We start from the raw sequence: 20,688 nt of genomic DNA, 5'->3' as shown, positions 1-20,688 counted from the left end.
AGCACGAGAGGAGAGAGCCGATGACCACGACTCCCCCCCTCCTCGGCGGGCGCTACGAGGTCGTCGGGCTCCTCGGCCACGGCGGCATGGCCGAGGTCTATCGCGGCGTCGACACGCGGCTCGGTCGTCCGGTCGCGATCAAGGTGCTGCGCGCCGACCTGGCGCGGGACAGCACCTTCCTCGGCCGCTTCCGTCGCGAGGCCCAGTCGGCTGCCGGGCTCAACCACCCGTCGATCGTCGCGATCTACGACTCCGGCGAGGACTCGACGACCGACCTGCGCGGCGGGGCGGTCCCCCTGCCCTACATCGTGATGGAGGTGGTCGAGGGGGAGACGTTGCGCGAGCGGCTCACCCGGGAGCAGACGGTCTCGCCGGACGAGGCGGCCCGGCTCACCGAGGGGGTCCTGTCGGCGCTGGACTACAGCCACCGGATGGGGATCGTCCACCGCGACATCAAGCCCGGCAACGTGATGGTGACGACCAAGGGCGAGGTCAAGGTCTGTGACTTCGGCATCGCCCGGGCGGTGTCCGACAGCTCCTCCACGATGACCCAGACCCAGGCCGTCATCGGGACGGCGCAGTACCTCTCCCCCGAGCAGGCGCAGGGCCAGCCGGTCGACGCCCGCTCCGACCTCTACTCCACCGGGTGCCTGCTCTTCGAGCTGCTCGCCGGTCGGGCGCCCTTCATCGGCGACTCGCCCGTCTCGGTGGCCTACCAGCACGTCGGTCAGCAGCCGCAGCCACCGTCGATCTTCGAGGAGGGCATCCCCGCCTCCTTCGACACGGTCACCCTCCACGCCCTGGTCAAGGACCGCGACCGCCGCTACCAGAGCGCGGTGCAGTTCCGCGCCGACGTCGCGGCCGCGCGCACCGGCCGGCCGCTCAGCGCCGAGGCCGCCGGCACGGCCGCTGCTGCCCTGGCGTCCGCGACGGGGGTGACGACGCTCTTCGGTGCCGCAGGTGCCGCAGGTGCCGCAGGTGGCGCAGGTGGCGCAGGTGGCGCAGGTGCCGCAGGTGCCGCCACGACCCTCGAGGGTGGCGCGGTGTCGGCCGGCGGGATGGGCGCCGGTGGGGTCGGGCCGGACGGCGAAGGTGGCGGGTTCGGCGCGGACGGCGGGGGCCCGGACGACCCGGACGACCCGGACGCACGACCCGACCCCGGCAGTGTGCCGGCCGGCGGGACGCCCGAGGGGACCGGCCGACGGCGGCGCGGGCCGGCATCCGCGCTGATCCTCCTGGCGGTCGTCGCCGCCCTCGTCCTCGTCGCCATCGCCGGCCGGGCGCTGTTCACTCAGGCCCAGGGGCCGACGGAGGTGGCGGTGCCCCGGGTCGTCGGCTCGATGGTCGACGCGGCCCGGGCGACCCTCGTGGGCCAGAAGTTCGTCGTCGACGTCACCAACGTCACCAACGACTCCGCGCCGGCGGGGCAGGTCGTGAAGCAGACACCGGACGGCGCCGCGACCGCGGCCCAGGGGTCCACCGTGTTCCTCGACGTCTCGAGCGGGCCGGGTCAGGTGACCGTGCCCGACGTCTCGGGGCTCAGCCAGGCCGCCGCGACGGCGGCCCTCGCCACCGACGGCATCACCGTCGACCTCGTCGACCTCGTCGACAACCCGGCCCAGCCCAAGGACAAGGTCATCAGCACCGACCCGGCATACGGGACGGTCATCCGCAAGAACACCCCGGTGACGCTGCGCATCTCCAGCGGCAAGCTGCCCGTGCCCGACGTGACGACGAAGAACTTCTCGGTCGCGCAGGCGACCCTGACCCAGAACGGCCTGACCAGCCAGATCGTCGCCGTCGACGACGCCACCGCCCTCGTCGGCACGGTGCTGAAGCAGGACCCGGCCTCCGGGACCATCGTCGCCTCGGGCACCAAGGTCACGCTGACGATCGCCCGCGCGCCGCTGCCCACCACCCAGACGACGACGGTCACGACGACCGTCACCGCTCCGCCCACGACACCGACGACGACACCGACGACCCCCACGGGGACGACCACGAGCGGGCGGACCAGGCCCGTCGGCTGACGGGGCTCGGCTCCGGGAGCAGCTTGACCTAGCCGGCGACGAGCCGGGCCACGGCTGCCGCGTCGTGCACCAGCGGGCTGAGGCCGACCGACCTCAGGACGGCGTCGGACAGACCGCAGGTGAGCAGCCAGTTGGCGAGGATCCGGTGGCCGCCCTGGGTGAGCACGCTCTCCGGGTGGAACTGGACCCCGTGCAGGGGCAGCTCGGTGTGGCGGACGGCCATGATGATGCCCGTATCGGTGTGTCCGGTCGTCACGAGCGTCTCGGGACGGGTGGCCGGGTCGATGGTGAGCGAGTGGTAACGCGTGGCGGGGAACGGCGTCGGCAGCCCGTGGAGCACCCCGGTGTCGTCGTGGTGGACGAGCGAGGTCTTGCCGTGGAGCAGCTCCGGTGCCCGCCCGACGGTCGCGCCCATGACGACGCCGAGCGCCTGGTGGCCGAGGCAGACCCCGAGCATCGGCTGGCGTCGCTCGGCGCACGCCTCGATCATCGCCATCGAGACGCCGGCCTCCTCGGGGGTGCCCGGGCCGGGGGAGATCAGGACCCCGTCGAAGTCGGCGCCGTCGGCCGGGGAGATCGCGTCGTTGCGCACGACCTCGCACTCGGCGCCGAGCTGCTGGAGGTAGCCGACGATGGTGAAGACGAAGCTGTCGTAGTTGTCGACGACGAGGATGCGGGTGGTCGTGGGATCCCTCATGGGGTGGCTCGGGTCGAGGGGGTGGCGTTCGGAGTGGTCGGGACCGCCGTCGTGGCCGGGCTCGACGACGGCTGGACGGTGACGTTCTCGAACGGCAGATAGGGCGTGACGAGTGGGAAGACCCAGACGAAGAGGACCGCGACGACGACGAGGAAGAGCACGAGCGCCTCGGCGCTCTTGGCCCAGCGGTTGCCGGGCAGCACCCGCCAGAGGGCGGCATACACGGGGTCAGGCCGCCTTCGAGGGGTCGGCGGTGACCGACGCGGGCAGGCCCTGGACGTGGGGGATCTTCTCGACGAAGGTCGAGAAGACGATGTAGCGGTGCGTCGAGCCGTAGCGCGGGTTGCACGAGGTGAGGGTGAAGTGGCGCTCGGTCGGCACGTCGCCGGGCTTCTCGGGCACCGGGGCGATGACGGCGATGTCGGTCGGCTCGACGATCTCGTGGCGATCGACCTTGTAGACGAAGTAGGCCTCGCGGGTCTCGATCACCATCAGGTCGCCGTCCTTAATGGCGTCGATGTCGATGAGCGGGTTGCCGTGCCCGGCGCGGTGACCGGCGATGGCGATGTTGCCGACCTCGCCGGGCAGGTTGGTGCCCTGGTAGTGCCCCAGACCGTTGGCGAGGACGTCGAGGCCGACACCCTCGTAGATCGGCTTGGACCAGTCGGCCCCGAGCCGCGGGATGCGCAGGATCCCCCACGCGTGGCCGTAGGCGAGGTCGGCGGTCGTGATCGGCGGCTGCCCCGTGTGCTGGGTCGCTGCCGCGCCGCCGCCGACGGACGGGTGGGCCGCACCGCCGCCGAAGTCCTTCTCGAGGGCGGAGACGGTGTTGGACTGCGCGTGGCCCTCGACGACCGCGACATAGCCCAACTGCCACACCACGAAGAGGATGAGCAGCACCCCCGCGGTGATGAACAGCTCGCCGACGACACCCATGGCCCCCCGGAGCGTCCTCACCGGCTCACCACCGCGGTCGCCTGGCTCACCGGGCCAGCGTATGCCGGGAAGCGGGCATCCCCGGCCACCCTCACGTCGTAGGTCAGACCGACGGCGTCGACCCACTCGCGATAGATCTTCACCTGCGGGTCGGCGTTGAGCGCGGCCCCCATGTCGCCGGTGGGACCGATGGCGGAGATGACGTAGGGCGGGGAGTAGACCCGGCCCTGGAGGATGAGGGTGTTGCCGACGCAGCGCACGGCGGAGGTCGCGATCACCCGCTGGTCCTGGATCATCATCGCCTCGGCGCCGCCGGCCCAGAGCGCGTTGACGACACCCTGGACGTCCTGCTGGTGCACGACGATGTCGTCGGGACCGTAAGGCTTGGGCAGCGAGTCGGCGCTGCGATGGGCGTCGTCGAGCGTGACCGTCACGGTGGGGCCGTGGACCGCGGCGGTGCCGACGGGCGCGGCGAGCGCCCCGGCCGCGTCGGTGAGCGCGCTGACCTCGGAGGAGCCCGGGGCGGCTGCGGCCGTCAGCCCGTCGACCTGCACCTGCAGCTGCCGCAGGTGCTCGACCTTGGTCTGCACCTGACGGTTCTCGGCGCGGATGAGACCCGGCAGGTCCTGGCCCGCCGAGCGCAGGTCGGTGCCGCGGGCGGTCTGGAAGCTGGTCGCGAAGAGCAGCCCGGCGACGACAGCGACGACGGGGACGACGAGCGACCAGGCGGTGGGGCGCTGAACGTAGAACGCCCGCCCGAGGCGGTGGCCCGCGCCGGAGGGGGGGTCCTCCGGGGCGGTGGCGGGCGGCATACGGGTCGGCTCTCGGTTCGGCTGGTGCTGGCGGTGGGACGATGTCAGGCGGTGGAACTACGCTAAGCCCAGTCGCCTGCCCTCGGTCTCCCGCAAACGGTCACAGATGGGTCCCGTGCGACGACAGACCCGACCATCGAGCGACACGTCAACGAGGAGCAGGTCCCGTGCCCGAGTCCAAAGGCCGATCGAAGCCGAAGTCGACCTTCGTCGCCCCCGTGAAGGCCAAGGAGGGGCCCAACCCCGAGTGGTGGGTGCCCGTCTTCGTCACCCTGCTGCTGCTGGGGCTGGCCTGGATCGTGACCTTCTACATCTCGCAGGGCGCCTGGCCGGTGGCGAAGTTCGGCTATTACAACCTCGTCGCGGGCTTCGCACTGCTGATCGGCGGCTTCGGGATGGCGATGCGCTGGCGCTGAGCCAGTTCTGCGCCGGCCTGCCCACGTTTGTCCACAGGTTTGTCCCCAGCCTGGGGATGAATGACAGCCGTGTAAGTCTGACCTTCTGGAGCGACTCGGATCAGCGAAGGTCGACCGGCACCCCGGCGTACTTCACGACCATCAGCCCGACCACGACCACGAGCACCCCGGCGAGGGCGGGCCAGACATAACGGCGCCGCTGCGGGGTGTTGAGCAGGGCGACGGCCCCGGCGCAGGCGACGCCGGTGAGGAAGCCGCCGAGGTGGGCCTGCCAGGCGATGCCGGGGATGACGAAGCCGAGCACGCCGTTGAGGACGATCGTGACGCCGATGCCCGCCGTGGACCGCCCGAGGTGTCGGTTGAGCACCAGGAGCGCCCCGAAGAGCCCGAAGACCGCGCCCGACGCGCCGACCACGCCCGTGAACCACGACTGGTAGGCGTCGACCTGGGCATTCGTGAGGAAGGCCGGCGGGGCGGCTGCGAGGAGGACGACCCCGGCCGAGCCGCCGATCGCGCTGATGAGGTAGAGCGCGACGAAGCGAGCGCGGCCGAGCAGCTGCTCGAGGTAGGGGCCGATCTGCCAGAGGCAGAGCATGTTGAACGCGATGTGCAGGAAGTTGCCGGGGCTGTGCAGGAAGGCCGCGGTGAGGACCCGCCACGGCTCGCTCCAGCCGACCACCGGCGCGAACTCGAGGTCGGTGGTGAGCGACGGCCGCACGAGCTGGCCGACGAAGACGACGACGCAGATGCCGATGAGCACCTTGGTCGCCACGCCCGGGTTGCTCGCCCGTCCACCGAAGGTCGTGACGGTCGAGCGGTCACCACGCGACTGCTCCTTGACGCAGTCGACGCACTGGATGCCGACCGCGGCCGGCCGCTGGCAGTCGGGGCAGGTGGGGCGGTTGCACCGCTGGCAGCGCACGTAGGACTCGCGGTCCGGGTGGCGCGGACAAGTGGGCACCTGCTGGGTCGTCGGGGGTTCGGTCATCGCAGGGTGAAGTCTCTCATCACGGGCAGTTCGCCAGTCGTTCGGTTCGTCCGATCAACGTCCGGCCTCGACCCGCGGTGCCCGAGGGCCACGTCAGCGGTATGTATGCCGTGTTCGGCACCACCGCTTGAGTGGTGCCGACACGGCATACGGGACGGAGCCGAAGTGAGAAGGAACCGCGGTCAGGCGTCGTCCTTGTGGATCGTCACGCGCTCGATGACCACGTCGTCGAGCGGGCGGTCGTCACGGTCGGTCGGGACCGCGGCGATCTTGTCGACGACCTCGCGGCTCGGGGCGTCGGCGACCTCGCCGAAGATCGTGTGCTTGCCCTGGAGGTAGGTGGGCGTGGAGACGGTGATGAAGAACTGGGACCCGTTGGTGCCCTTGCCGCCCTGCTTACCGGCGTTGGCCATAGCGAGGAGGTAGGGCTTGGTGAACGTCTTGTCGGGGTGAGGCTCGTCGTCGAACTTGAAGCCCGGGCCGCCCATTCCCTTGCCGAGGGGGTCGCCGCCCTGGACCATGAAGCCCTCGATGATCCGGTGGAAGACGAGGCCGTCGAAGAACGGCGTGGGGTTGGTGCGGCCGGCGTCGTCCTTGTAGTCCTTCTGACCCGTGGCGAGACCGACGAAGTTCTCGACCGTCTTGGGCGCCTCGTTGGGGAACAGGGTGACGGCGATGTCGCCGTGGTTCGTGTGCAGTGTGGCCTTCATGGTGACGATCCTGTCACGACGGCCTGTCACGACGCACGGCGGCCGTGGAAGCGGCCCCGGTGTGCATTCGGGTGCTGAAACGGTGCAGGATGGGTAGTTGAGACCGGAGTAGGTCGACGACTGAGGAGATGACCGTGTTCCGCACGAAGAACGAGCCAACCGCAGCAGACAGGCTGAGCGCCCTGCGCGACAAGGTGAGCCCGGCCGCCGACGCCGCCGTGGACGCCGCCAAGACCTATGGCCCGGCGGCGAAGGAGCGCGCTGAGCACGCGGCTTCTGCTGCGGCCGATGCGGCGCGCACCTACGGTCCGGAGGCCAAGAAGCGGGCGCAGGCGGCAGCGGACTGGGCCGGCCCCCGCGTCGAGACGGCGATCGACCGGGCGCAGCCCTACGTGGAGAGCGCCCGCGACAAGGCCCAGCCCTACGTGGAGCACGCCATCGACCTCGCGGCGCCCAAGGTCCAGGGCGCCGTCGACGGCATCGCCCCCCGGGTCGACGCGACCCGCGACCACATCGTCGACGACTGGCTGCCCAAGCTGTCGGCCGCCGTCTCGACGGTCGTCGCCGCCTCCCAGGCCGCCCGCGACCAGGCGAGCGACCTCGTCGACCACGCCAGCGACGTCAAGGACCAGGCCGCCGAGCTCGGTGGGCGGGCCCCCCAGGCCCTCTCGGTCCTCAAAGGCGACTCGGTGGCCAAGCGCAAGCGCCGCCCGGGCCGGGTGCTCCTCATCGTCGGGGTCATCGGCGCAATCGGTGCGGCCGTGGCCGTGCTGCTGAACCGCAAGCCCAAGGACGACCCGTGGGCGGCTCCGCTCTCGGAGGCCTCCTACACCGCGCCCTCGAGCGGCCGGGGATCGTCGTTCACCAAGCCCGCGGGTGACGCGGCGGACTCCGCCAAGGACAAGGCGTCCGGCCTTCTCGACAGCGTCAAGGACAAAGCCTCGGACGTGGTCGACGCGGCGAAGGATAAGGCCGACGACGCCAAGGACGCGGCGGGCGACGCGGTGGACGCGGCGAAGGACAAGGCCGACGACGCCAAGGACGCTGTCTCGGACGCCAAGGGCCCGGCCTCTGACGCCGTCGAGCACGCGAAGGACGCGGCCTCCGACGCCGTGGACGCCGCCAAGACGAAGGCCGACGACGCGACCAGCTGACGGTTTGATCCTGGCCAGGCGGCCTCGATGCTTCGGCGCCGGGGCCGCTTCCGTGTGAGGATGCGGCGATGAGCGAGACACGGACCAGACCCCTCAGCGGGGCGAAGATCGGGTCGTTGATCGGCTGCGTCGGGGGGTTGGCCTTCTACCTCGTCAACGCCGGGCCGCTGCCCGACGCCTGGCCGCTCCTGCTGCGGGTGCTCGGCGTCCTGCCCTTCGTCGGCGTCGTCGCCCTCGTGCTGCGCGCCCGGGTGATCGGGCGTGGCATTGCGCCCTCATGAAGCCAGCTCCGGGCATACGGCTGGACCGTCATCGCCGAGGTCGTCGCCATCGTCGTCGGGTCGCGCCTGCTGACGACGCTCGCCGGAAAGCCCGACCTGGGTCTGCCGTGGGTCGCGATCGTGCTCGGCATCCACTTCATCGTGTTCGCGCCGATCTTCAAGGAGCCGATCTTCGCGTGGTTCGGCGTGCCGATCGCCCTGTGCGGCGTGGTCGGCCTCGTCCTGGCACTGGCCGGCACCGGCCCGCCGACGATCGGTGTCGTCGCAGGGATCCTGCCGGGGACCATCATGTTCGGCGCGGTGGCCTGGAGCGCCTGGGTCGGCCGGCCCCGGATCGAATGAAGAACCACGGCGTGAGCTCCACCTGCGCCGCCAAACATACAGAGGGACCAGCGCTGAACCAGATTGCCCCGGTATGCCGCCCCTGACGGTTCCTTCTGTATGTCTGACTGACCGGCCCGGCGCCGGTCACGACCCCCACCCAACCGCAATGTCGTCCGATCGGGGCCCGGTTCAGGTGCTGCTGATGGCGGCGAGGACGTCCATCCGGGCGGCGCGGCGGGCCGGGACCACGGCAGCGAGGACCCCGACGAGGGCCGCGACGACGACGAACGTCAGGAGCTGCCCGACGGGGACCGACAGGACGGTGATGCCCTGGCCGGTCATCGCCCGTTGCAGGCTGATGCCGAAGACGAGTCCCAGGACGATACCGAGGACGGCACCCAGGACCGAGATGGCCACCGACTCCAGCCGGATCATTGACCGCAGCTGCCGCCGACTCATCCCGATCGCGCGGAGCAGTCCGACCTCACGGGTGCGCTCGATCACTGACAGCGCAAGGGTGTTGACGATCCCCAGCACGGCGATGAGCACGGCCAGGGCGAGCAGCGCGTAGACGATGGACAGGATCTGGTCGATCGGCGCCCGCTGCGCGGAGGCGTAGGCGGCCTGGTCCTGGAGGGTCACGGTGGGAAGTGGAGCGAGCACCGAGGAGATGCCGGCCGCGACCGCTGCCGCGTCTGCCCCGGGTGTCCGGGTGACGTAGAGGAGGGAGTCCACGGGCGCGATCCCGCCGGTCGCCAGGGTGGCGGGGGCGACGATGACGTCCGCGCCGAGGAACTCGGTGGGCTTCAGGATCCCGGTGATCCGCTGGGTCGTCGAACCGGCCGGGAGGGTGAGCATGATGGCGCTGCCGAGCCTCCATCGGTGGTCGCGGGCGGCGGTGCTGGTGACCAGGACCTCGCCGGGGCCGGTCGCCAGGGCGCCGGACTCCGTCGTGAGGCTGACGACCCTGCTCAGCTGCACGGGGTCGACACCCGCCACCGCCGTCTGCCGACCGTCGACCTTCGCCGCGGCATACTGCATCGGCACGACGTCCTCCACGCCGGGGACCGCCACGATCCTGGTGCCGACGGTGGCCGAGAACGGTGCTTGGGTGGCATTGGCGACGACGTAGTCCGCCTTCATGCCGGTGCTGAGCAGCGCGTCGATGCTGGCCTTTGCCGACTGACCGAGGATCGCCATGGTGGTGACGAGGGCGAGCCCGATCATCAGCGCCGACGCCGTCGCCGCGGTGCGGCGGGGGTTGCGCTTGGCGTTCTGGCGGGCGACGGTCCCGACGGCGCCGAACAGCCGGGGGTAGAGACCGGCGATCTCGGCAACGAGGGGCCGGGAGATGGTCGGGCTCAGGAGCATCACCCCGATGAGGACGGCCAACGTCCCGAGACCCAGGATGGTGAGGCCACCGCCGAGAGCAAGGGCCCAGAACATGAGGGCGGCACCCGCTGTCGTCAGAGCGGCACCGCCGAGCAGTCGACGGCGCAGCGACGACTCCGGGATGGCGACGTCGTCGCGCATGGCGGCGATGGGCGGCACACCGGCCGCGCGCCGGGCGGGGAGGTAGGCGGCGACGAGGGTGACCAGGACCCCGACGGTGTATGCCGCGACGGCGGTCCGCCCGTTGAACACGAGGCCGGCCTGGGTGAGGTCCAGCCCGAACAGGGCGAACAGCGACTTCAGCCCGACGGCGAGACCGAAGCCCAGCACCAGACCCACGGTGGATCCGACCAGACCGACGATCAGGGCCTCGAGCAGCACCGAGGTGGTGACCTGCGAGCGGGAGGCGCCCAGGGCTCGGAACAGGGCCAGCTCCCTGGTGCGCTGCGCGATGATCATCGAGAACGTGTTGAGGATGAGGAACGTCCCGACCAGCAGAGAGATGGCGGCGAAGACCAGCAGGAACGTCGTGACGAACGAGAGCGAGCTCTGGATCTGGTCCTGGTTCTCCTGGACGACCTGGCGGTCGTCGACGGCCTCCAGCCCGCCCGGCAGGGCGGCGGTGACCGCATCTCGCAGCTGGGCGTTGGGCAGCGATCCGTCGCCGGTGACGATGATCTGGCTGAACGCATTGGCACCACCCAGGTAACGCTGCTGCGCGGTGCGGGTGTCCGTCAGCACCAGCGTGGCTCCGACCGTGTTGCCGGTCGGGCCGAAGCGCACGGTGCCGACCATGATGCCGGTCACCGTCGGTTGCGAGCCGGAGGTGACCAGGTGGACCGTGTCGCCCAGGTGGTATCCGCCGGTGCTGGCCGTCTCCTGGTCCAGCATGAGCTCGCCTGGTCCGGCGGGGGCCCGGCCGGAGGTGATGGTGATGATCGGGGATCCGTCGGCCGCCGGGGCGGCGTCGTAGCTGTCACCGATGCCCGGGGCGCCGCCGGTGCTGACGACCTTCCCGTTCTTGCCCAGGACGAAGGTGCCCTGGTCGGTGACGGCTCCGTCCGCCCGCGCCACGCCCGGCAGGTGTGCCAGCAAGCCGACCACCGCTGCCGGTACGACGCGGGTGTCGGTGCTGGTGAAGCCTCCGGAAGCAGCTGCGCTGGTGTGGGCGGGTCGGACGGTGACATCCGGTGCGGTCTGGCGGAACAGCGCACTGAAGCTGTTGTTCAGGGTGTCGGTGAAGATGAACGTGCCCGAGACGAACGCGACGCCCAGGACGATCGCGAACGCGCTCATCATCAGCCGGAGCTTGTGTGCCCAGAGGCTCTTCAGAGCGGCGTGCCGCATCAGGCCACCCCCGCCGCAACGTCGGCCCTCGGGGTCTCGAGGCTCTTCATCCGGTCGTGCACCCTGTCGGCAGTGGGCGCAGTCTTCTCGTCGACGATGCGGCCGTCAGCGAGGAACAGCACCCGGTCGGCGTAGCCGGCGGCGACCGGGTCGTGGGTGACCATCACCACGGTCTGCCCGAACTCCCGGGTGGCCCGACGAAGGAAACCGAGGACCTCCGCCCCGGCCACCGAGTCCAGGTTGCCCGTCGGTTCGTCGGCGAAGATGATCTGCGGCCGGCTGGTCAACGCTCGAGCGCAGGCCACGCGTTGCTGCTGCCCGCCCGAGAGCTGGCTCGGGGTGTGGGTCAGGCGATCGGTCAGGCCCAGCGTGCCGATGATGGAGTCCAGCCACGCCCGATCGATGCTGTGGCCGGCGATGTCCATCGGCAGGGTGATGTTCTCCAACGCCGTCAACGTCGGCACCAGGTTGAAGGACTGGAAGATGAACCCGATGCGGTCCCGGCGGATCCGGGTCAGCTCCTTGTCCCTCAACGTGTTCAGCTCGGCCTTACCGATGAACACCTGCCCGGAGGTGGCGTCGTCCAGTGCGGCCAGGCAGTGCAGGAGCGTGGACTTGCCGGAGCCGGACGGTCCCATGATCGCGGTGAGCTGGCCCCGGCGGAACTCCACACTCACCCCGTCGAGGGCCACGAGCTGGGTGGCCCCGGATCCGTAGACCTTACGCAGCTCGACCGTGCGGGCGGCGATGCTCTCGGATGTGCCCAGAGAAAGTCGTGGAATGGAGGTGGCCGTCATCGTCGATCCTTGGTTCTCGTGGTGTCCCGCCTGCAATCAGGTGGTCCGTCTCTCAGTCTGGGTTTCCCCGGCTCGGTCCCACCAGAGTCGTTGGTCCCAGCGCTGTCGGTGCCGGGTGACAGGGTCTCCCCCACGACACGTCGAGCTCCCCTCCGTGGTCGCAGCATCAACCGGAGGAGCACACCATGAACACCCGCGACGCGTTCGACCTCACCCGCGCCCTGCTCGAGCGGCACCAACTCGCCCACTGGACGGTGGAGTGGGACTCCGCCAAGACCCGCGCCGGCGTGTGCCGCTTCCAGGAGCAGACCATCGGCCTCAGCGCCCCGCTCACCCGGCTGCACGGTGAGGCCGAGGTCCGCGACACCATCCTCCACGAGATCGCGCACGCCCTGGCCGGGCCGGAGGCCAAGCACGGCCCTCGGTGGCGGCAGATCGCCCGGTCGATCGGCTGCTCCGGCCGGCGCTGCACCTCGGACGACTCCGAGCGGATCGCCGGCGCCTGGCTCGGGGTCTGCCCGGCCGGGCACGGCGTCACCCGCCACCGCGCACCCACCCGCGTCACGTCCTGCACGCAGTGCTCGCCCCGCTTCGATCTCAAGCACCTGCTCGGGTGGTCCCTGCACGGCGACCCCGCCCGGATGCACGCCAACTACTCCGCCGAGCTCAAGGCCCTGCGCTCCGGCACCACCTCCGTGACGATGCTGCCCGTCGGCAGCCGGGTCCGGATCACCACCCCCGGCCGGTATGCCGGCCAGCTCGGCACCGTCGTCCGCCGCGGCCGGACCCGCTTCCACGTCCGCTGTGCCGACGTCACCATCGACCTCCCGTTCGCCGGCGTCGAGGGAGTCGGGGGTGAGGGAGTCGGGGGCGAGATGCTGCTCGGCTTCGATGACGAGTACGACGACGACGGCGTGAACGCCTTCAACGACTCCGAGGGGTTCGACGAGGATGCGTGCGCCAGGCTCAGCGCGCTGTATCCCCGCTCATCGCCTGAGAAATGACACCTCGGTCGGGGCTGATGGCGTTCTCCTCCTCAGAGGTGGCGAACGAACCCATCCCCACCATGAGCACGGCGACGGCGTCCTTGACGGCTACCGCGAGCGTGTCACCGTCCGTCAGCGGGCTCGCGGCCAGGCCGAACAGGGTGGCCAGGAGCACCATAGCCAGTTGTGCCGGGTCGAGGTCGGGGTTGACCCGGCCTCCCGCCTGCTCGGCCGACAGGTACTGCGCGAGGAGCAGGGGCGGACCGGTCGCGGCAGTGGCAAAAGCTGGCGCAGGCGCCGAGGCGCCCAGGGTCGGGTCGCTCATCAGGGCGAGCTCGAGCGGGATGACGTTGGCCCGCAGCTCCGCCAGTCGGACGAGGCACTCGGTGAGGGTGTCGGCGACCCGACCCGACCCGGCCCGGGCGGGGAGCCCGGTCATCCAGGCCAGCATCTCCTGGTGTCCGTCGAGGGCTGCGGCGAAGAAGAGCGAGCGTTTGTCGGGGAAGTGCCGATAGATGGTGGCTTCGGAGACGCCGGCTTCGTCGGCGATCGCTCGGGTGGTGGCCTGGTGGTAGCCGCGGGCGGCGACGACCGAGGCGGTGGCTCGGATCAGGGCCGCCTTGGTGCGTTCACCACGCACGGTCATGTCAGAGGGGCTCCCAGCCGTTGGCGATCAGTCGGTGATGTCACGGCGCACGACCACGATCGTGGCGGCCGCCAGAGTGAGGACAAGATACGTCACGCCGAGGCTGAGCGCGGCGCCGTAGGACACCGCTGCGGTCCCCCCGCTCGCGATGGCGGACATCGTGGTGCCGGGCAGCCAGTCGCGTGTCGAACTGGCAACCGAGGTGATGAGTGACTCGCCCAGCAGGACGTAGCCCACGCCGACCCCGATCGCCACGCCTGAGGAGCGGGTGAGGGTGGCGAGGGCCAGGCCGATCGTGCCCCAGATCAGCAGGGCGCCGAAGAGGTTGATCCAGGCCCCGAGCAGGAGGGGGATGAGGTCGTTCCCCCAGGCGGAGGGCGAGTAGCCGGCCGACTGTGCGGCCAACGGGGCCGCGACGAGGTTGGCGACGAGCGCGACGGTCGTTGCGGCGGCGGTGAAGACGCCCAGGGCAAGCCACTTGCCGAGGATCAGTCGCCAGCGAACGGGCTGCGCGGAGGCCAGCACCCGGATCAGTCCGGTGCTGTAGTCCGTGGAGGTGGCGATGGCCCAGAACGAGAGGGCCACCACTCCGAGGATCGAGGACGCCGAGCCCAGACCGGCGACGATTCCGTGCTCACTCAGCAGGCGGGCCTCGCTGGGAAAGCTCACGCCCGGACCGTTGGCGGGCGGCACGCTGCTGCTCTTGATGACCTGGAACATGACGACGTTGATGATCATGGCCAGCGCCGCCGTGAGTCCGAACCAGCCGATGATGACGCTGCGACGGCTCAGGCGACCGAGCTCGCTGCGGACGACGCCGATCATGAGCGGACCGCCGCCGCTGTCGCTGCGGCGCTCGCCGAAGCGGCCCGGGCACCGGCCAGCTCCCCGTCGTCGTTGCCGGTCATCTCCAGGAAGATCGACTCGAGGCTGTCCCTGCTGACGGTCAGCTCGGCCAGGGTGACGCCGGCAGCGAGGGAGTCGCGGTTGATCTGGGCCGCCTGCTCTCCCGGCGCGGCGATCGTGAGGGTGACGGTGGCCTCGGTGCCGGCATCGGGGGTCACCACCGACCACCCGGCGTCGGTCAGCGCCTGACGCAGGCGGCCGTGGTCCGAGTCGAACTCGGGCCTGACGTGGACGGGCGTCGGGGCCAGCGCCAGCAGGTCTGCCATCGGCCCGGCATACATGAGCATGAGCACACCGAACCGGATGATGACCAGGAACGTGCAGATGCTCTCGATCTCACTGAGCAGGTGCGACGACACCACGACGGTCCGGCCCGACCGGGCCAGCGACTGCAGCAGGTGGCGGATCTCGAGGATCCCCGCCGGGTCGAGGCCGTTGGTGGGCTCGTCGAGAAGGAGGAGCTCGGGGTCGGGAAGCAGGGCGGCCGCGATGCCGAGGCGCTGCTTCATGCCGAGGGAGAACCGTTTGACCGGCTCCCGGTCCCGGCCGGCGAGCCCGACGATGCTCACCACCTCGTCCACCCGCGAGGCGGGCAGACCTCGCAGGCGCGCGAGCGAGATCAGGTTGGCCCGGGCCGACAGGCTGGGGACGAAGGCCGGGCCCTCGACCAGGGCCCCGACCGACGCGGCATACGCCTGGGGTGTGGCGATCGACCGCCCGAGGATCTCGGCCTCTCCGGACGTGGGCTTGATCAGCCCCAGCAGCATCCGGATCAAGGTCGACTTCCCCGACCCGTTCGGACCCACCAGCCCCACCACGCCGCCGGTGGGCAGGTCGAGGGTGAGGTCGTCGACCGCTGTCAACGACCCGAAGCGTCGGGTCAGCCCGATTGTGGTTACCACCATGGGGCACCTCCAAATGTAAGTGAGTGATCACTTACATTAACCGAGCGACTCTCGCAACGGTAGCCCTCTCCGCGTTTGCGTCGGTGAGTCCGGGCGAACCCATCGCTCAGTCCCGGGTGTCGATGAGGGCGGCGAGGCCGTCGAGCAGGCGCTCGAGGCCGAAGAGGTAGGCGTGATCGGGGTCGTTGGCGCTTCCGTGCGCGGTCCCGGCATCGGTGCCGACCCTGGTGGCCAGCGGATATGCCTCCTGGTCCATGACGCGAGCGAGTAGGGGCGCGTTGGCAGCCCACCACTCCTGGTCGTCCATCGCGCTGTCCCGCTGCGTGGCGCGGGCGTCGCCGGCGGCCCGGGCACTGGCCTGGGCGAAGCTCAGCACCAGGGTCAGTGCGTCGTCCATCTCGATATCGGTCAGGCCCAGACCATCGAGCGCGCAGAGCTCGTGCTCGTACTTGGCCATCAGGCCGGGCCCGAGCGGCGGCCGCAGGGTGGAGACCGCGGCGGCCCAGGGGTGCGCCTGGTAGAGAGTGTGATTCTCCGCCGCCACCGCGCCGAGACGCTCGCGCCACGGTCGGCCGCTGGTGTCCGCCCGCGGGAGGCGACCGTATGCCGCGTCGAGCATCAGGTCGACGAGCTCCGCCTTGCCGGGGACGTAGGTGTAGAGCGTCATGGGTGCCACCCCGAGGTGCCCGGCGAGCCGGCGCATGGTCACTGAGTCCAAGCCTTCGCGGTCGGCCAGCTCGGTCGCGGAGGCGACCACGGCATCGAGGTCGAGGCCTCGGGCCGGGCCCCGAGACGGCGGGGCCGCCCCGTCGCGCCACAGCAGGGCCAGGGTCCGGGCCGGGTCACCGGCGCTGGTGCGTTCGGTGGGCACGGCAGCATCTTCCCCCATCCCGACTCACCTCGTACAGTGTACGTTATACGGCGTAAGGCCCACCACCCACCTCAGGAGCCAGATGAAAATCACCGCGTGTGCCGTGTCCCTCAACGTCGATGACGTCCCCGCCTCCGCGGCCTTCCTGCCCGACCACTTCGGCTTCCAGGAGCAGATGGCCGCCGACGGCTTCGCCTCCCTGGCCCGCGAGGACGCCGGCATGGACGTCATCTTCCTGCGTCGCGGACTGCCCACCCTGCCCGAGGACCAGCGCCACGACCACACCCAGGGCCTGATCCTGGCGCTGACCGTCGACAACCTCGACGAAGAACTGGCCCGGCTCGAGGCGGAGGGTGTCAATAGCCAAGCTCAGGTCCCCGCTGGTGGCCACGTGAAAGTCCCCACCCCTTGCGGTGTTAGTCAGGTGGTGGGGCGGCCTCCTGTCCGGGTTTTGGCGTCACGCATGCGGTAGGACTGGCCGGTGGTGACCACGGTGGTGGCGTGGTGCAGCAGCCGGTCGAGGAGGCTGACGGCGGTGGTGTGCTCGGGCAGGAACCGGCCCCAGTCCTCGAAGGACCAGTGGGAGGCGATGGCCAGGGATCGGCGTTCGTAGGCAGCGGCCACGAGGCGAAACAGCAGCTGGGTGCCGGTGTCGTCCAGCGGGGCGAACCCGACCTCATCGACGAGCAGGACGTCGTGCCGCAGCAGGGTCTCGATGGTCTTGCCGACGCTGTTGTCCGCGAGTCCGCGGTACAGGGTCTCGACGAGGTCGGCGGCGGCGGAGTACTTGACCTTGTATCCCGCGGTCACGGCGGCGTGGCCCAGGGCGATGAGGGTGTGCGACTTGCCCGTGCCGGCCGGCCCGATCAGGGCCAGGTTCTCGCGGGCGGGGATCCACTCGAGCGAGGTGAGGTACGCCCATGTAGGCGGCGGGATCGAGGATGCCGCGACGTCGAACTCCTCGACGGTCTTGAGCACGGGAAACGTCGCGGCCCTGAGCCGGGCAGCGGCGTTCGAGGCGTCGCGGGAGGCGACCTCGGCTTCGATCAGGGTCCGCAGGATCTCTTCGGGTGTCCAACGTTGGGTCTTCGCGGTCAGCAGCAGCTCGGGGGCGACCTGGCGGATCGTCGACAGCTTGAGCCGGCGCAGCCCAGCGACGAGGTCGGCGGGCAGCTCGGGCACGGCCTTGGCGGTCACGACGACACCTCCGCTCGGCCAGAATCCGTTGCTACCGTTGAGGTTTCAGGTAGGGACACGGGTGTGTACTCGCTCAGCGGACGACCTGGGGTCAGGGGGAGGTCGATGACGAGGGCGTTGCCGGCGTGCCGAGGTTGAGGCGTGCCGGCTCCGGCGGCGAGGATGGACCGGATGTCCGCGGCGCGCCACCGCCCGAACGCGGTGGCCCGCTCGAGCGCGGCAATGAACACGCTCTCGCCGTGGGCGGCGGCCATCGTGTTGAGCTCGGCCAGTTCGGGTCCGAGGCGGGTGTGTCCGGCGGCGGCGGCGCCGGTGATGAAGGCTTCCGCGGCCGGTCCGAGCGCGCAGAACTGTTTCTCCGCGGCCGTTTTCGGTCGGACCGACCGGCGGGGCGCCAGGCGTGGGCCGCCGTAGTGCGCGTCGAGGATCGAGGCCTCCCCGGGCGCGACGAGCGGGTGCTGCGCGTGGACTTCGCCCGTAGCGGGGTCGAGGATGCTCACGTGCGGGCCGTCGGCCACGACCGCGACGATGGCCCCGCGCAACACGCTCGGTACGGAGTACCGGGCGGAGCCGAGCCGGATCGTGGCCAGCTTGTCGACCTTGCGGGTCACCGGCGGCGGGCCGATACTCGGCCGCAGCGACGGCAACGGGCTCAGCAGCTCCCGCTCCCGGGTGAGCCGCTCGGCCGGGACAGCGCAGGTCTCACTGTGGACGGCTGCGTTGACCTGCGCACACCAGGCCGCGGCCTGCGCGTTCGCGGCCGGCAGGTCAGCCAGCACCATTGCGGTCACACGGGATTCGTCGATAGAGGCGTCCGCGTGCAGGGCGTGGTCGAGCATCAGCGGCCGCAGGAGGTCGTCCTTGCCGTACCCGACGAGGTTCTCGACCAGGCCCTTGGACTCGGGGTCGTGCGCCTCACAAAAATCGGGTCGGAACCGGTAGTGCGTGGCGAACCGCACGAGGTGCGGGGTCGGCACGACCCGGTTGGCGACGACCCCGCCCTTGAGGCAGCCCATCCGGTCGGTCAGGACCACCGCTGGCACCCCACCGAGGACCTCGAAGCACTCCGCGAGCAGCCGCAGCGTCGTCTCCTGCTTCTCGTCGGCCGCGAACCGCACGAACCGCACCCGCGACCACGCGAGCACCGCACAGAAGACGTGGACGCCGGCGATGACGCCCCAGTCGATGACCAGGTGCTCACCCGGAGCCCACACCGCCGGGCGTCGGGCGTGGCCGTTGACGCGCCGGTAGCGGCGTCTCTCCTGCGCGACGAGGCGCCGGAAGTTGCGGTCCGACCCGGCGTACCCCGCCGCCCGCGCCTTCGGCAGCAGCCGTTTCGGGCTGACCCGCCCCTTCCCGGCGCTGACCGCGTCCGCGACCAGGAGTCGGACGACTTCGTAGTTACTCGGGCGCGGCGCCCGGACCGGACGATGCTCACCGGCCGCCGTAGTAGCGGTCCGCTCGATCACGCGCTTGACGGTCTTGTGGGTGGTGCCGCAGATCTCCGCAGCGCCACGGTAGGAGCCCACCAACTGGTAGGCGGCAACAATGTCCATCTCTTCCCTCATGCTCTTCAATGGAGCTCTCCCTGGGCGGTGGCAGTGGCTGGCTAGACACCGCCACCGTCCACCGCTCAGGGGCTCACGCTCCGGATCGACACGACTCCTCGAGCAAGGGGTGGGGACTTCTACTTGGCCACCAGCGGGGACCTCACCTGGCCACCAATGGGGACTTTCTCATGGCCATGGACAGAGGGCGTACCCATCACGATGCCCCTGACGGAAGAGGAGTGGGGAGAGCGTGCCTTTCAGGTCCGCGACCCCAACGGCATCATCATCCAACTCGTCGAACGGAACGCGCCCGCCGCGTAGCGCACGTCCCCAAGCCAGGGGTGACACCTGCGAGCGACGATAGTTCGACGCGTTGGGGTGTCGAGTGTAGAACTCGAACAGGACCACCGTCGGCCCGTCCAGAGAGAACCCAAGGCGCGCCCCCGTTGCTCATCACGTTCTGCCACCTGGTCATGAACCTTGCCGTTGTGGGTCACCGTTGCCAGATCGCCTTCGAGCTGGTGGTTCTTGAGCAGACGTACCTTGGTGGACCTGTTTGTGGAGCCAAGGGGACTCGAACCCCTGAACCCCTGCTTGCAAAGTCTGGGGATGGCCAGCGGTCAGGCTCGCGTAAGCGCAGGTGAGAGCGGTATGGGGTGCTCGACGACGGTGATCGCGTACCCCACTGCCGTACTTTCTGGGGTACGCCGTCGGGGTCCCAGCCACAGATCTCCCCGAACAGAGACACGGGTTGGACCAGCCATACGCTCACCTGGACGCAAAGCGGCGGGATTAGGCCAAGCCGAACCGGGCGCCCTCAGTTTTGAGCATGTCGAACAGGGACGTCCAAGGCACTCCGACAGCGTTGCAGGCATCCGGGATCTTGATGCGTTTCTCGGATTGGGGCGCCGGCTTCTCCCGGGTGACGACCGTGTAGCCCAGCGACCGCGCCTGGCTCACCAAAAAGTAGTCGCCGGTGGCGAGGAAGGTGTCGGCGGCTCCTTGCCTATACGGGGCGCTCACCGCCCACTCAGCCACTCGCTGCAGCGAAGGGGCGTCTGATGCTTGGGGCTGCAGCTTGAAGGAGTTCGGCTGAGCATCCATCCACTCCGAGAGTTCGTCACCGCCGGCCAGGATCTCGTCTACGACCTGCGCCACCGTGAAGACCCGCCCGTCGACGTGGGCTTGAGCGAGCCAGTCCCAGAACCCCGGTACCAAGTCGAAGCCATAGTGGTGGTTCTTGGCATCGATGAGCACGTCGGAGTCGATCAGGTACATCAAGCGACGCCGAGACCCCGGCCGAGCTCTTCGAAAGCAGCGTGCTTGCGAGACCCGAGCAACCGGTAGGCATCACGGTGAGAGGTTCGACCCTCGAGCGTGTCGGCAATGAGTGCCCGGGCGAACCGCTTGGAGACCCGAACGGGCGTGGTGGTGTAGAAGCTTCCTCCGCTCGCACTACCGCGTTCGGCCGCCAAGGCGGCAATCCGCTCCGCCTCAGCGCGGTAGAGCGTCCAGAACTCTGCACCAGGCAAGAGCAGGCCAACGTCGCCGATCCGGCGCAGGACCACCAGCGTGCTGACTCGGTAGAACTTGGCCAGCCGCTCGAGCTCAGCCGTCAGGTCCTCGGCTGGTTGGTACGCCTGGCGTAGCGACACCTCGGGTACGAGCAGTTCAGCGGCAACGCCGTTACACCACCGCTCAGTCGCATCCGACGTCGTCAGGTCTTGCAGCGCAGCGTTGGAA

General features: G+C 70.2%; 23 protein-coding genes. 7 read left to right on the top strand and 16 right to left on the bottom strand.

Annotation, left to right across the window (positions count from 1 at the left end):
* The first annotated feature begins 20 nt into the window (after positions 1–20).
* Positions 21–2,030, top strand: coding sequence for a PASTA domain-containing protein (locus tag Q0R63_RS15610; protein ID WP_295699178.1), 2,010 nt, complete (start codon positions 21–23; stop codon positions 2,028–2,030).
* Positions 2,031–2,058: 28 nt separating this feature from the next.
* On the opposite strand, the gene Q0R63_RS15605 is transcribed toward Q0R63_RS15610, so the two are convergent.
* From Q0R63_RS15605 to Q0R63_RS15590, 4 genes are read right to left on the bottom strand one after another with little or no spacing between them, the layout of a single operon-like run.
* Positions 2,059–2,727 (bottom strand): aminodeoxychorismate/anthranilate synthase component II, encoded by a 669-nt coding sequence (locus Q0R63_RS15605; protein ID WP_295699177.1) that lies wholly within the window; start codon positions 2,725–2,727, stop codon positions 2,059–2,061.
* Positions 2,724–2,951: a hypothetical protein gene (locus Q0R63_RS15600; protein WP_295699175.1), complete on the bottom strand. Its 228-nt coding sequence runs from the start codon at positions 2,949–2,951 to the stop codon at positions 2,724–2,726. Before Q0R63_RS15600 ends, Q0R63_RS15605 begins: the two co-directional genes overlap by 4 nt.
* A 4-nt stretch (positions 2,952–2,955) precedes the next feature.
* Entirely contained in the window at positions 2,956–3,684 is a 729-nt protein-coding gene (locus Q0R63_RS15595) for a class E sortase (protein WP_295699172.1), read from the bottom strand.
* Entirely contained in the window at positions 3,681–4,475 is a 795-nt protein-coding gene (locus Q0R63_RS15590; RefSeq protein ID WP_295699170.1) for a DUF881 domain-containing protein, read from the bottom strand. The genes Q0R63_RS15595 and Q0R63_RS15590 overlap by 4 nt, the downstream gene beginning before the upstream one ends.
* Before the next feature lie 167 nt (positions 4,476–4,642).
* Here Q0R63_RS15590 and Q0R63_RS15585 point away from each other — a divergent pair, with 167 nt between their 5' ends.
* Entirely contained in the window at positions 4,643–4,891 is a 249-nt protein-coding gene (locus Q0R63_RS15585) for a cell division protein CrgA (RefSeq protein ID WP_295699168.1), read from the top strand.
* A gap of 100 nt (positions 4,892–4,991) precedes the next feature.
* Here Q0R63_RS15585 and Q0R63_RS15580 read toward each other — a convergent pair whose 3' ends face one another.
* Complete coding sequence (locus tag Q0R63_RS15580) at positions 4,992–5,879, bottom strand: rhomboid family intramembrane serine protease (protein WP_295699166.1); 888 nt, start codon at positions 5,877–5,879, stop codon at positions 4,992–4,994.
* A gap of 182 nt (positions 5,880–6,061) precedes the next feature.
* Positions 6,062–6,589: a peptidylprolyl isomerase gene (locus tag Q0R63_RS15575; protein ID WP_295699164.1), complete on the bottom strand. Its 528-nt coding sequence runs from the start codon at positions 6,587–6,589 to the stop codon at positions 6,062–6,064.
* A 134-nt stretch (positions 6,590–6,723) separates the two neighbouring features.
* Between Q0R63_RS15575 and Q0R63_RS15570 the strand changes: the two genes are divergently transcribed.
* The 3 genes from Q0R63_RS15570 (at position 6,724) to Q0R63_RS15560 (ending at position 8,366) form a co-directional block, all read left to right on the top strand.
* Positions 6,724–7,743 carry a hypothetical protein gene (locus Q0R63_RS15570; RefSeq protein ID WP_295699163.1) on the top strand — a complete coding sequence of 340 codons (1,020 nt, stop codon included), beginning with the start codon at positions 6,724–6,726 and terminating at the stop codon, positions 7,741–7,743.
* Between the two features lie 68 nt (positions 7,744–7,811).
* Positions 7,812–8,024, top strand: a complete 213-nt coding sequence (locus Q0R63_RS15565) for a hypothetical protein (protein WP_295699160.1) — start codon at positions 7,812–7,814, stop codon at positions 8,022–8,024.
* Between the two features lie 120 nt (positions 8,025–8,144).
* Positions 8,145–8,366 (top strand): hypothetical protein, encoded by a 222-nt coding sequence (locus Q0R63_RS15560; protein WP_295699157.1) that lies wholly within the window; start codon positions 8,145–8,147, stop codon positions 8,364–8,366.
* Between the two features lie 171 nt (positions 8,367–8,537).
* Here the strand turns inward: Q0R63_RS15560 and Q0R63_RS15555 are convergent, their stop codons facing one another.
* Positions 8,538–11,087 carry an ABC transporter permease gene (locus Q0R63_RS15555; protein ID WP_295699155.1) on the bottom strand — a complete coding sequence of 850 codons (2,550 nt, stop codon included), beginning with the start codon at positions 11,085–11,087 and terminating at the stop codon, positions 8,538–8,540.
* On the bottom strand, positions 11,087–11,884 hold the full coding sequence (locus tag Q0R63_RS15550) for an ABC transporter ATP-binding protein (RefSeq protein ID WP_295699152.1): 798 nt from the start codon (positions 11,882–11,884) through the stop codon (positions 11,087–11,089). The genes Q0R63_RS15555 and Q0R63_RS15550 overlap by 1 nt, the downstream gene beginning before the upstream one ends.
* Positions 11,885–12,069: 185 nt before the next feature.
* On the opposite strand from Q0R63_RS15550, the gene Q0R63_RS15545 reads away from it, so the two are divergent.
* The gene (locus Q0R63_RS15545; RefSeq protein WP_295699151.1) at positions 12,070–12,888 is read left to right on the top strand and encodes a SprT family zinc-dependent metalloprotease; all 819 of its coding nucleotides are present in this window, start codon (positions 12,070–12,072) and stop codon (positions 12,886–12,888) included.
* On the opposite strand, the gene Q0R63_RS15540 is transcribed toward Q0R63_RS15545, so the two are convergent.
* The 4 genes from Q0R63_RS15540 to Q0R63_RS15525 form a co-directional block, all read right to left on the bottom strand.
* Positions 12,851–13,516, bottom strand: a complete 666-nt coding sequence (locus tag Q0R63_RS15540; protein WP_295699149.1) for a TetR/AcrR family transcriptional regulator — start codon at positions 13,514–13,516, stop codon at positions 12,851–12,853. The genes Q0R63_RS15545 and Q0R63_RS15540 overlap by 38 nt on opposite strands.
* Positions 13,517–13,543: 27 nt before the next feature.
* Entirely contained in the window at positions 13,544–14,341 is a 798-nt protein-coding gene (locus Q0R63_RS15535) for a hypothetical protein (RefSeq protein WP_295699147.1), read from the bottom strand.
* Entirely contained in the window at positions 14,338–15,327 is a 990-nt protein-coding gene (locus Q0R63_RS15530) for an ATP-binding cassette domain-containing protein (RefSeq protein ID WP_295699144.1), read from the bottom strand. The genes Q0R63_RS15535 and Q0R63_RS15530 overlap by 4 nt, the downstream gene beginning before the upstream one ends.
* A 106-nt stretch (positions 15,328–15,433) precedes the next feature.
* On the bottom strand, positions 15,434–16,198 hold the full coding sequence (locus tag Q0R63_RS15525) for a TetR/AcrR family transcriptional regulator (protein ID WP_295699142.1): 765 nt from the start codon (positions 16,196–16,198) through the stop codon (positions 15,434–15,436).
* 82 nt (positions 16,199–16,280) lie between these two features.
* Here Q0R63_RS15525 and Q0R63_RS15520 point away from each other — a divergent pair, with 82 nt between their 5' ends.
* On the top strand, positions 16,281–16,670 hold the full coding sequence (locus Q0R63_RS15520; protein ID WP_295699140.1) for a VOC family protein: 390 nt from the start codon (positions 16,281–16,283) through the stop codon (positions 16,668–16,670).
* On the opposite strand, the gene istB is transcribed toward Q0R63_RS15520, so the two are convergent.
* The 4 genes from istB to Q0R63_RS15500 all read right to left on the bottom strand — a co-directional run.
* Positions 16,619–17,395 (bottom strand): IS21-like element helper ATPase IstB, encoded by a 777-nt coding sequence (gene istB, locus Q0R63_RS15515; protein ID WP_295699138.1) that lies wholly within the window; start codon positions 17,393–17,395, stop codon positions 16,619–16,621. The two genes, Q0R63_RS15520 and istB, sit on opposite strands and share 52 nt — an antisense overlap.
* On the bottom strand, positions 17,392–18,972 hold the full coding sequence (gene istA, locus Q0R63_RS15510) for an IS21 family transposase (RefSeq protein WP_295699136.1): 1,581 nt from the start codon (positions 18,970–18,972) through the stop codon (positions 17,392–17,394). Before istA ends, istB begins: the two co-directional genes overlap by 4 nt.
* Before the next feature lie 765 nt (positions 18,973–19,737).
* Positions 19,738–20,223, bottom strand: coding sequence for a DUF4411 family protein (locus Q0R63_RS15505; protein ID WP_295699134.1), 486 nt, complete (start codon positions 20,221–20,223; stop codon positions 19,738–19,740).
* On the bottom strand, positions 20,223–20,688 hold a 466-nt coding region (locus Q0R63_RS15500; RefSeq protein ID WP_295699132.1), incomplete at its 5' end, for an ImmA/IrrE family metallo-endopeptidase. The genes Q0R63_RS15505 and Q0R63_RS15500, both read right to left, overlap by 1 nt.

The sequence above is a fragment of the Lapillicoccus sp. genome (assembly GCF_025353065.1).
Lineage (GTDB): Bacteria > Actinomycetota > Actinomycetes > Actinomycetales > Dermatophilaceae > Lapillicoccus.
Note: the sequence above shows the minus strand (reverse complement) of the source record. Positions and strands in the feature narration are given on the sequence as shown.

Bases quoted from the DNA above. Each gene is read 5' to 3' on its own strand.
- Q0R63_RS15610 (WP_295699178.1), top strand. From the start codon at position 21: ATGACCACGACTCCCCCCCTCCTCGGCGGGCGCTACGAGGTCGTCGGG.
- Q0R63_RS15605 (WP_295699177.1), bottom strand. From the start codon at position 2,727: ATGAGGGATCCCACGACCACCCGCATCCTCGTCGTCGACAACTACGAC.
- Q0R63_RS15590 (WP_295699170.1), bottom strand. From the start codon at position 4,475: ATGCCGCCCGCCACCGCCCCGGAGGACCCCCCCTCCGGCGCGGGCCAC.
- Q0R63_RS15580 (WP_295699166.1), bottom strand. From the start codon at position 5,879: ATGACCGAACCCCCGACGACCCAGCAGGTGCCCACTTGTCCGCGCCAC.
- Q0R63_RS15575 (WP_295699164.1), bottom strand. From the start codon at position 6,589: ATGAAGGCCACACTGCACACGAACCACGGCGACATCGCCGTCACCCTG.
- Q0R63_RS15565 (WP_295699160.1), top strand. From the start codon at position 7,812: ATGAGCGAGACACGGACCAGACCCCTCAGCGGGGCGAAGATCGGGTCG.
- Q0R63_RS15555 (WP_295699155.1), bottom strand. From the start codon at position 11,087: ATGCGGCACGCCGCTCTGAAGAGCCTCTGGGCACACAAGCTCCGGCTG.
- Q0R63_RS15550 (WP_295699152.1), bottom strand. From the start codon at position 11,884: ATGACGGCCACCTCCATTCCACGACTTTCTCTGGGCACATCCGAGAGC.
- Q0R63_RS15545 (WP_295699151.1), top strand. From the start codon at position 12,070: ATGAACACCCGCGACGCGTTCGACCTCACCCGCGCCCTGCTCGAGCGG.
- Q0R63_RS15540 (WP_295699149.1), bottom strand. From the start codon at position 13,516: ATGACCGTGCGTGGTGAACGCACCAAGGCGGCCCTGATCCGAGCCACC.
- Q0R63_RS15535 (WP_295699147.1), bottom strand. From the start codon at position 14,341: ATGATCGGCGTCGTCCGCAGCGAGCTCGGTCGCCTGAGCCGTCGCAGC.
- Q0R63_RS15530 (WP_295699144.1), bottom strand. From the start codon at position 15,327: ATGGTGGTAACCACAATCGGGCTGACCCGACGCTTCGGGTCGTTGACA.
- Q0R63_RS15520 (WP_295699140.1), top strand. From the start codon at position 16,281: ATGAAAATCACCGCGTGTGCCGTGTCCCTCAACGTCGATGACGTCCCC.
- Q0R63_RS15505 (WP_295699134.1), bottom strand. From the start codon at position 20,223: ATGTACCTGATCGACTCCGACGTGCTCATCGATGCCAAGAACCACCAC.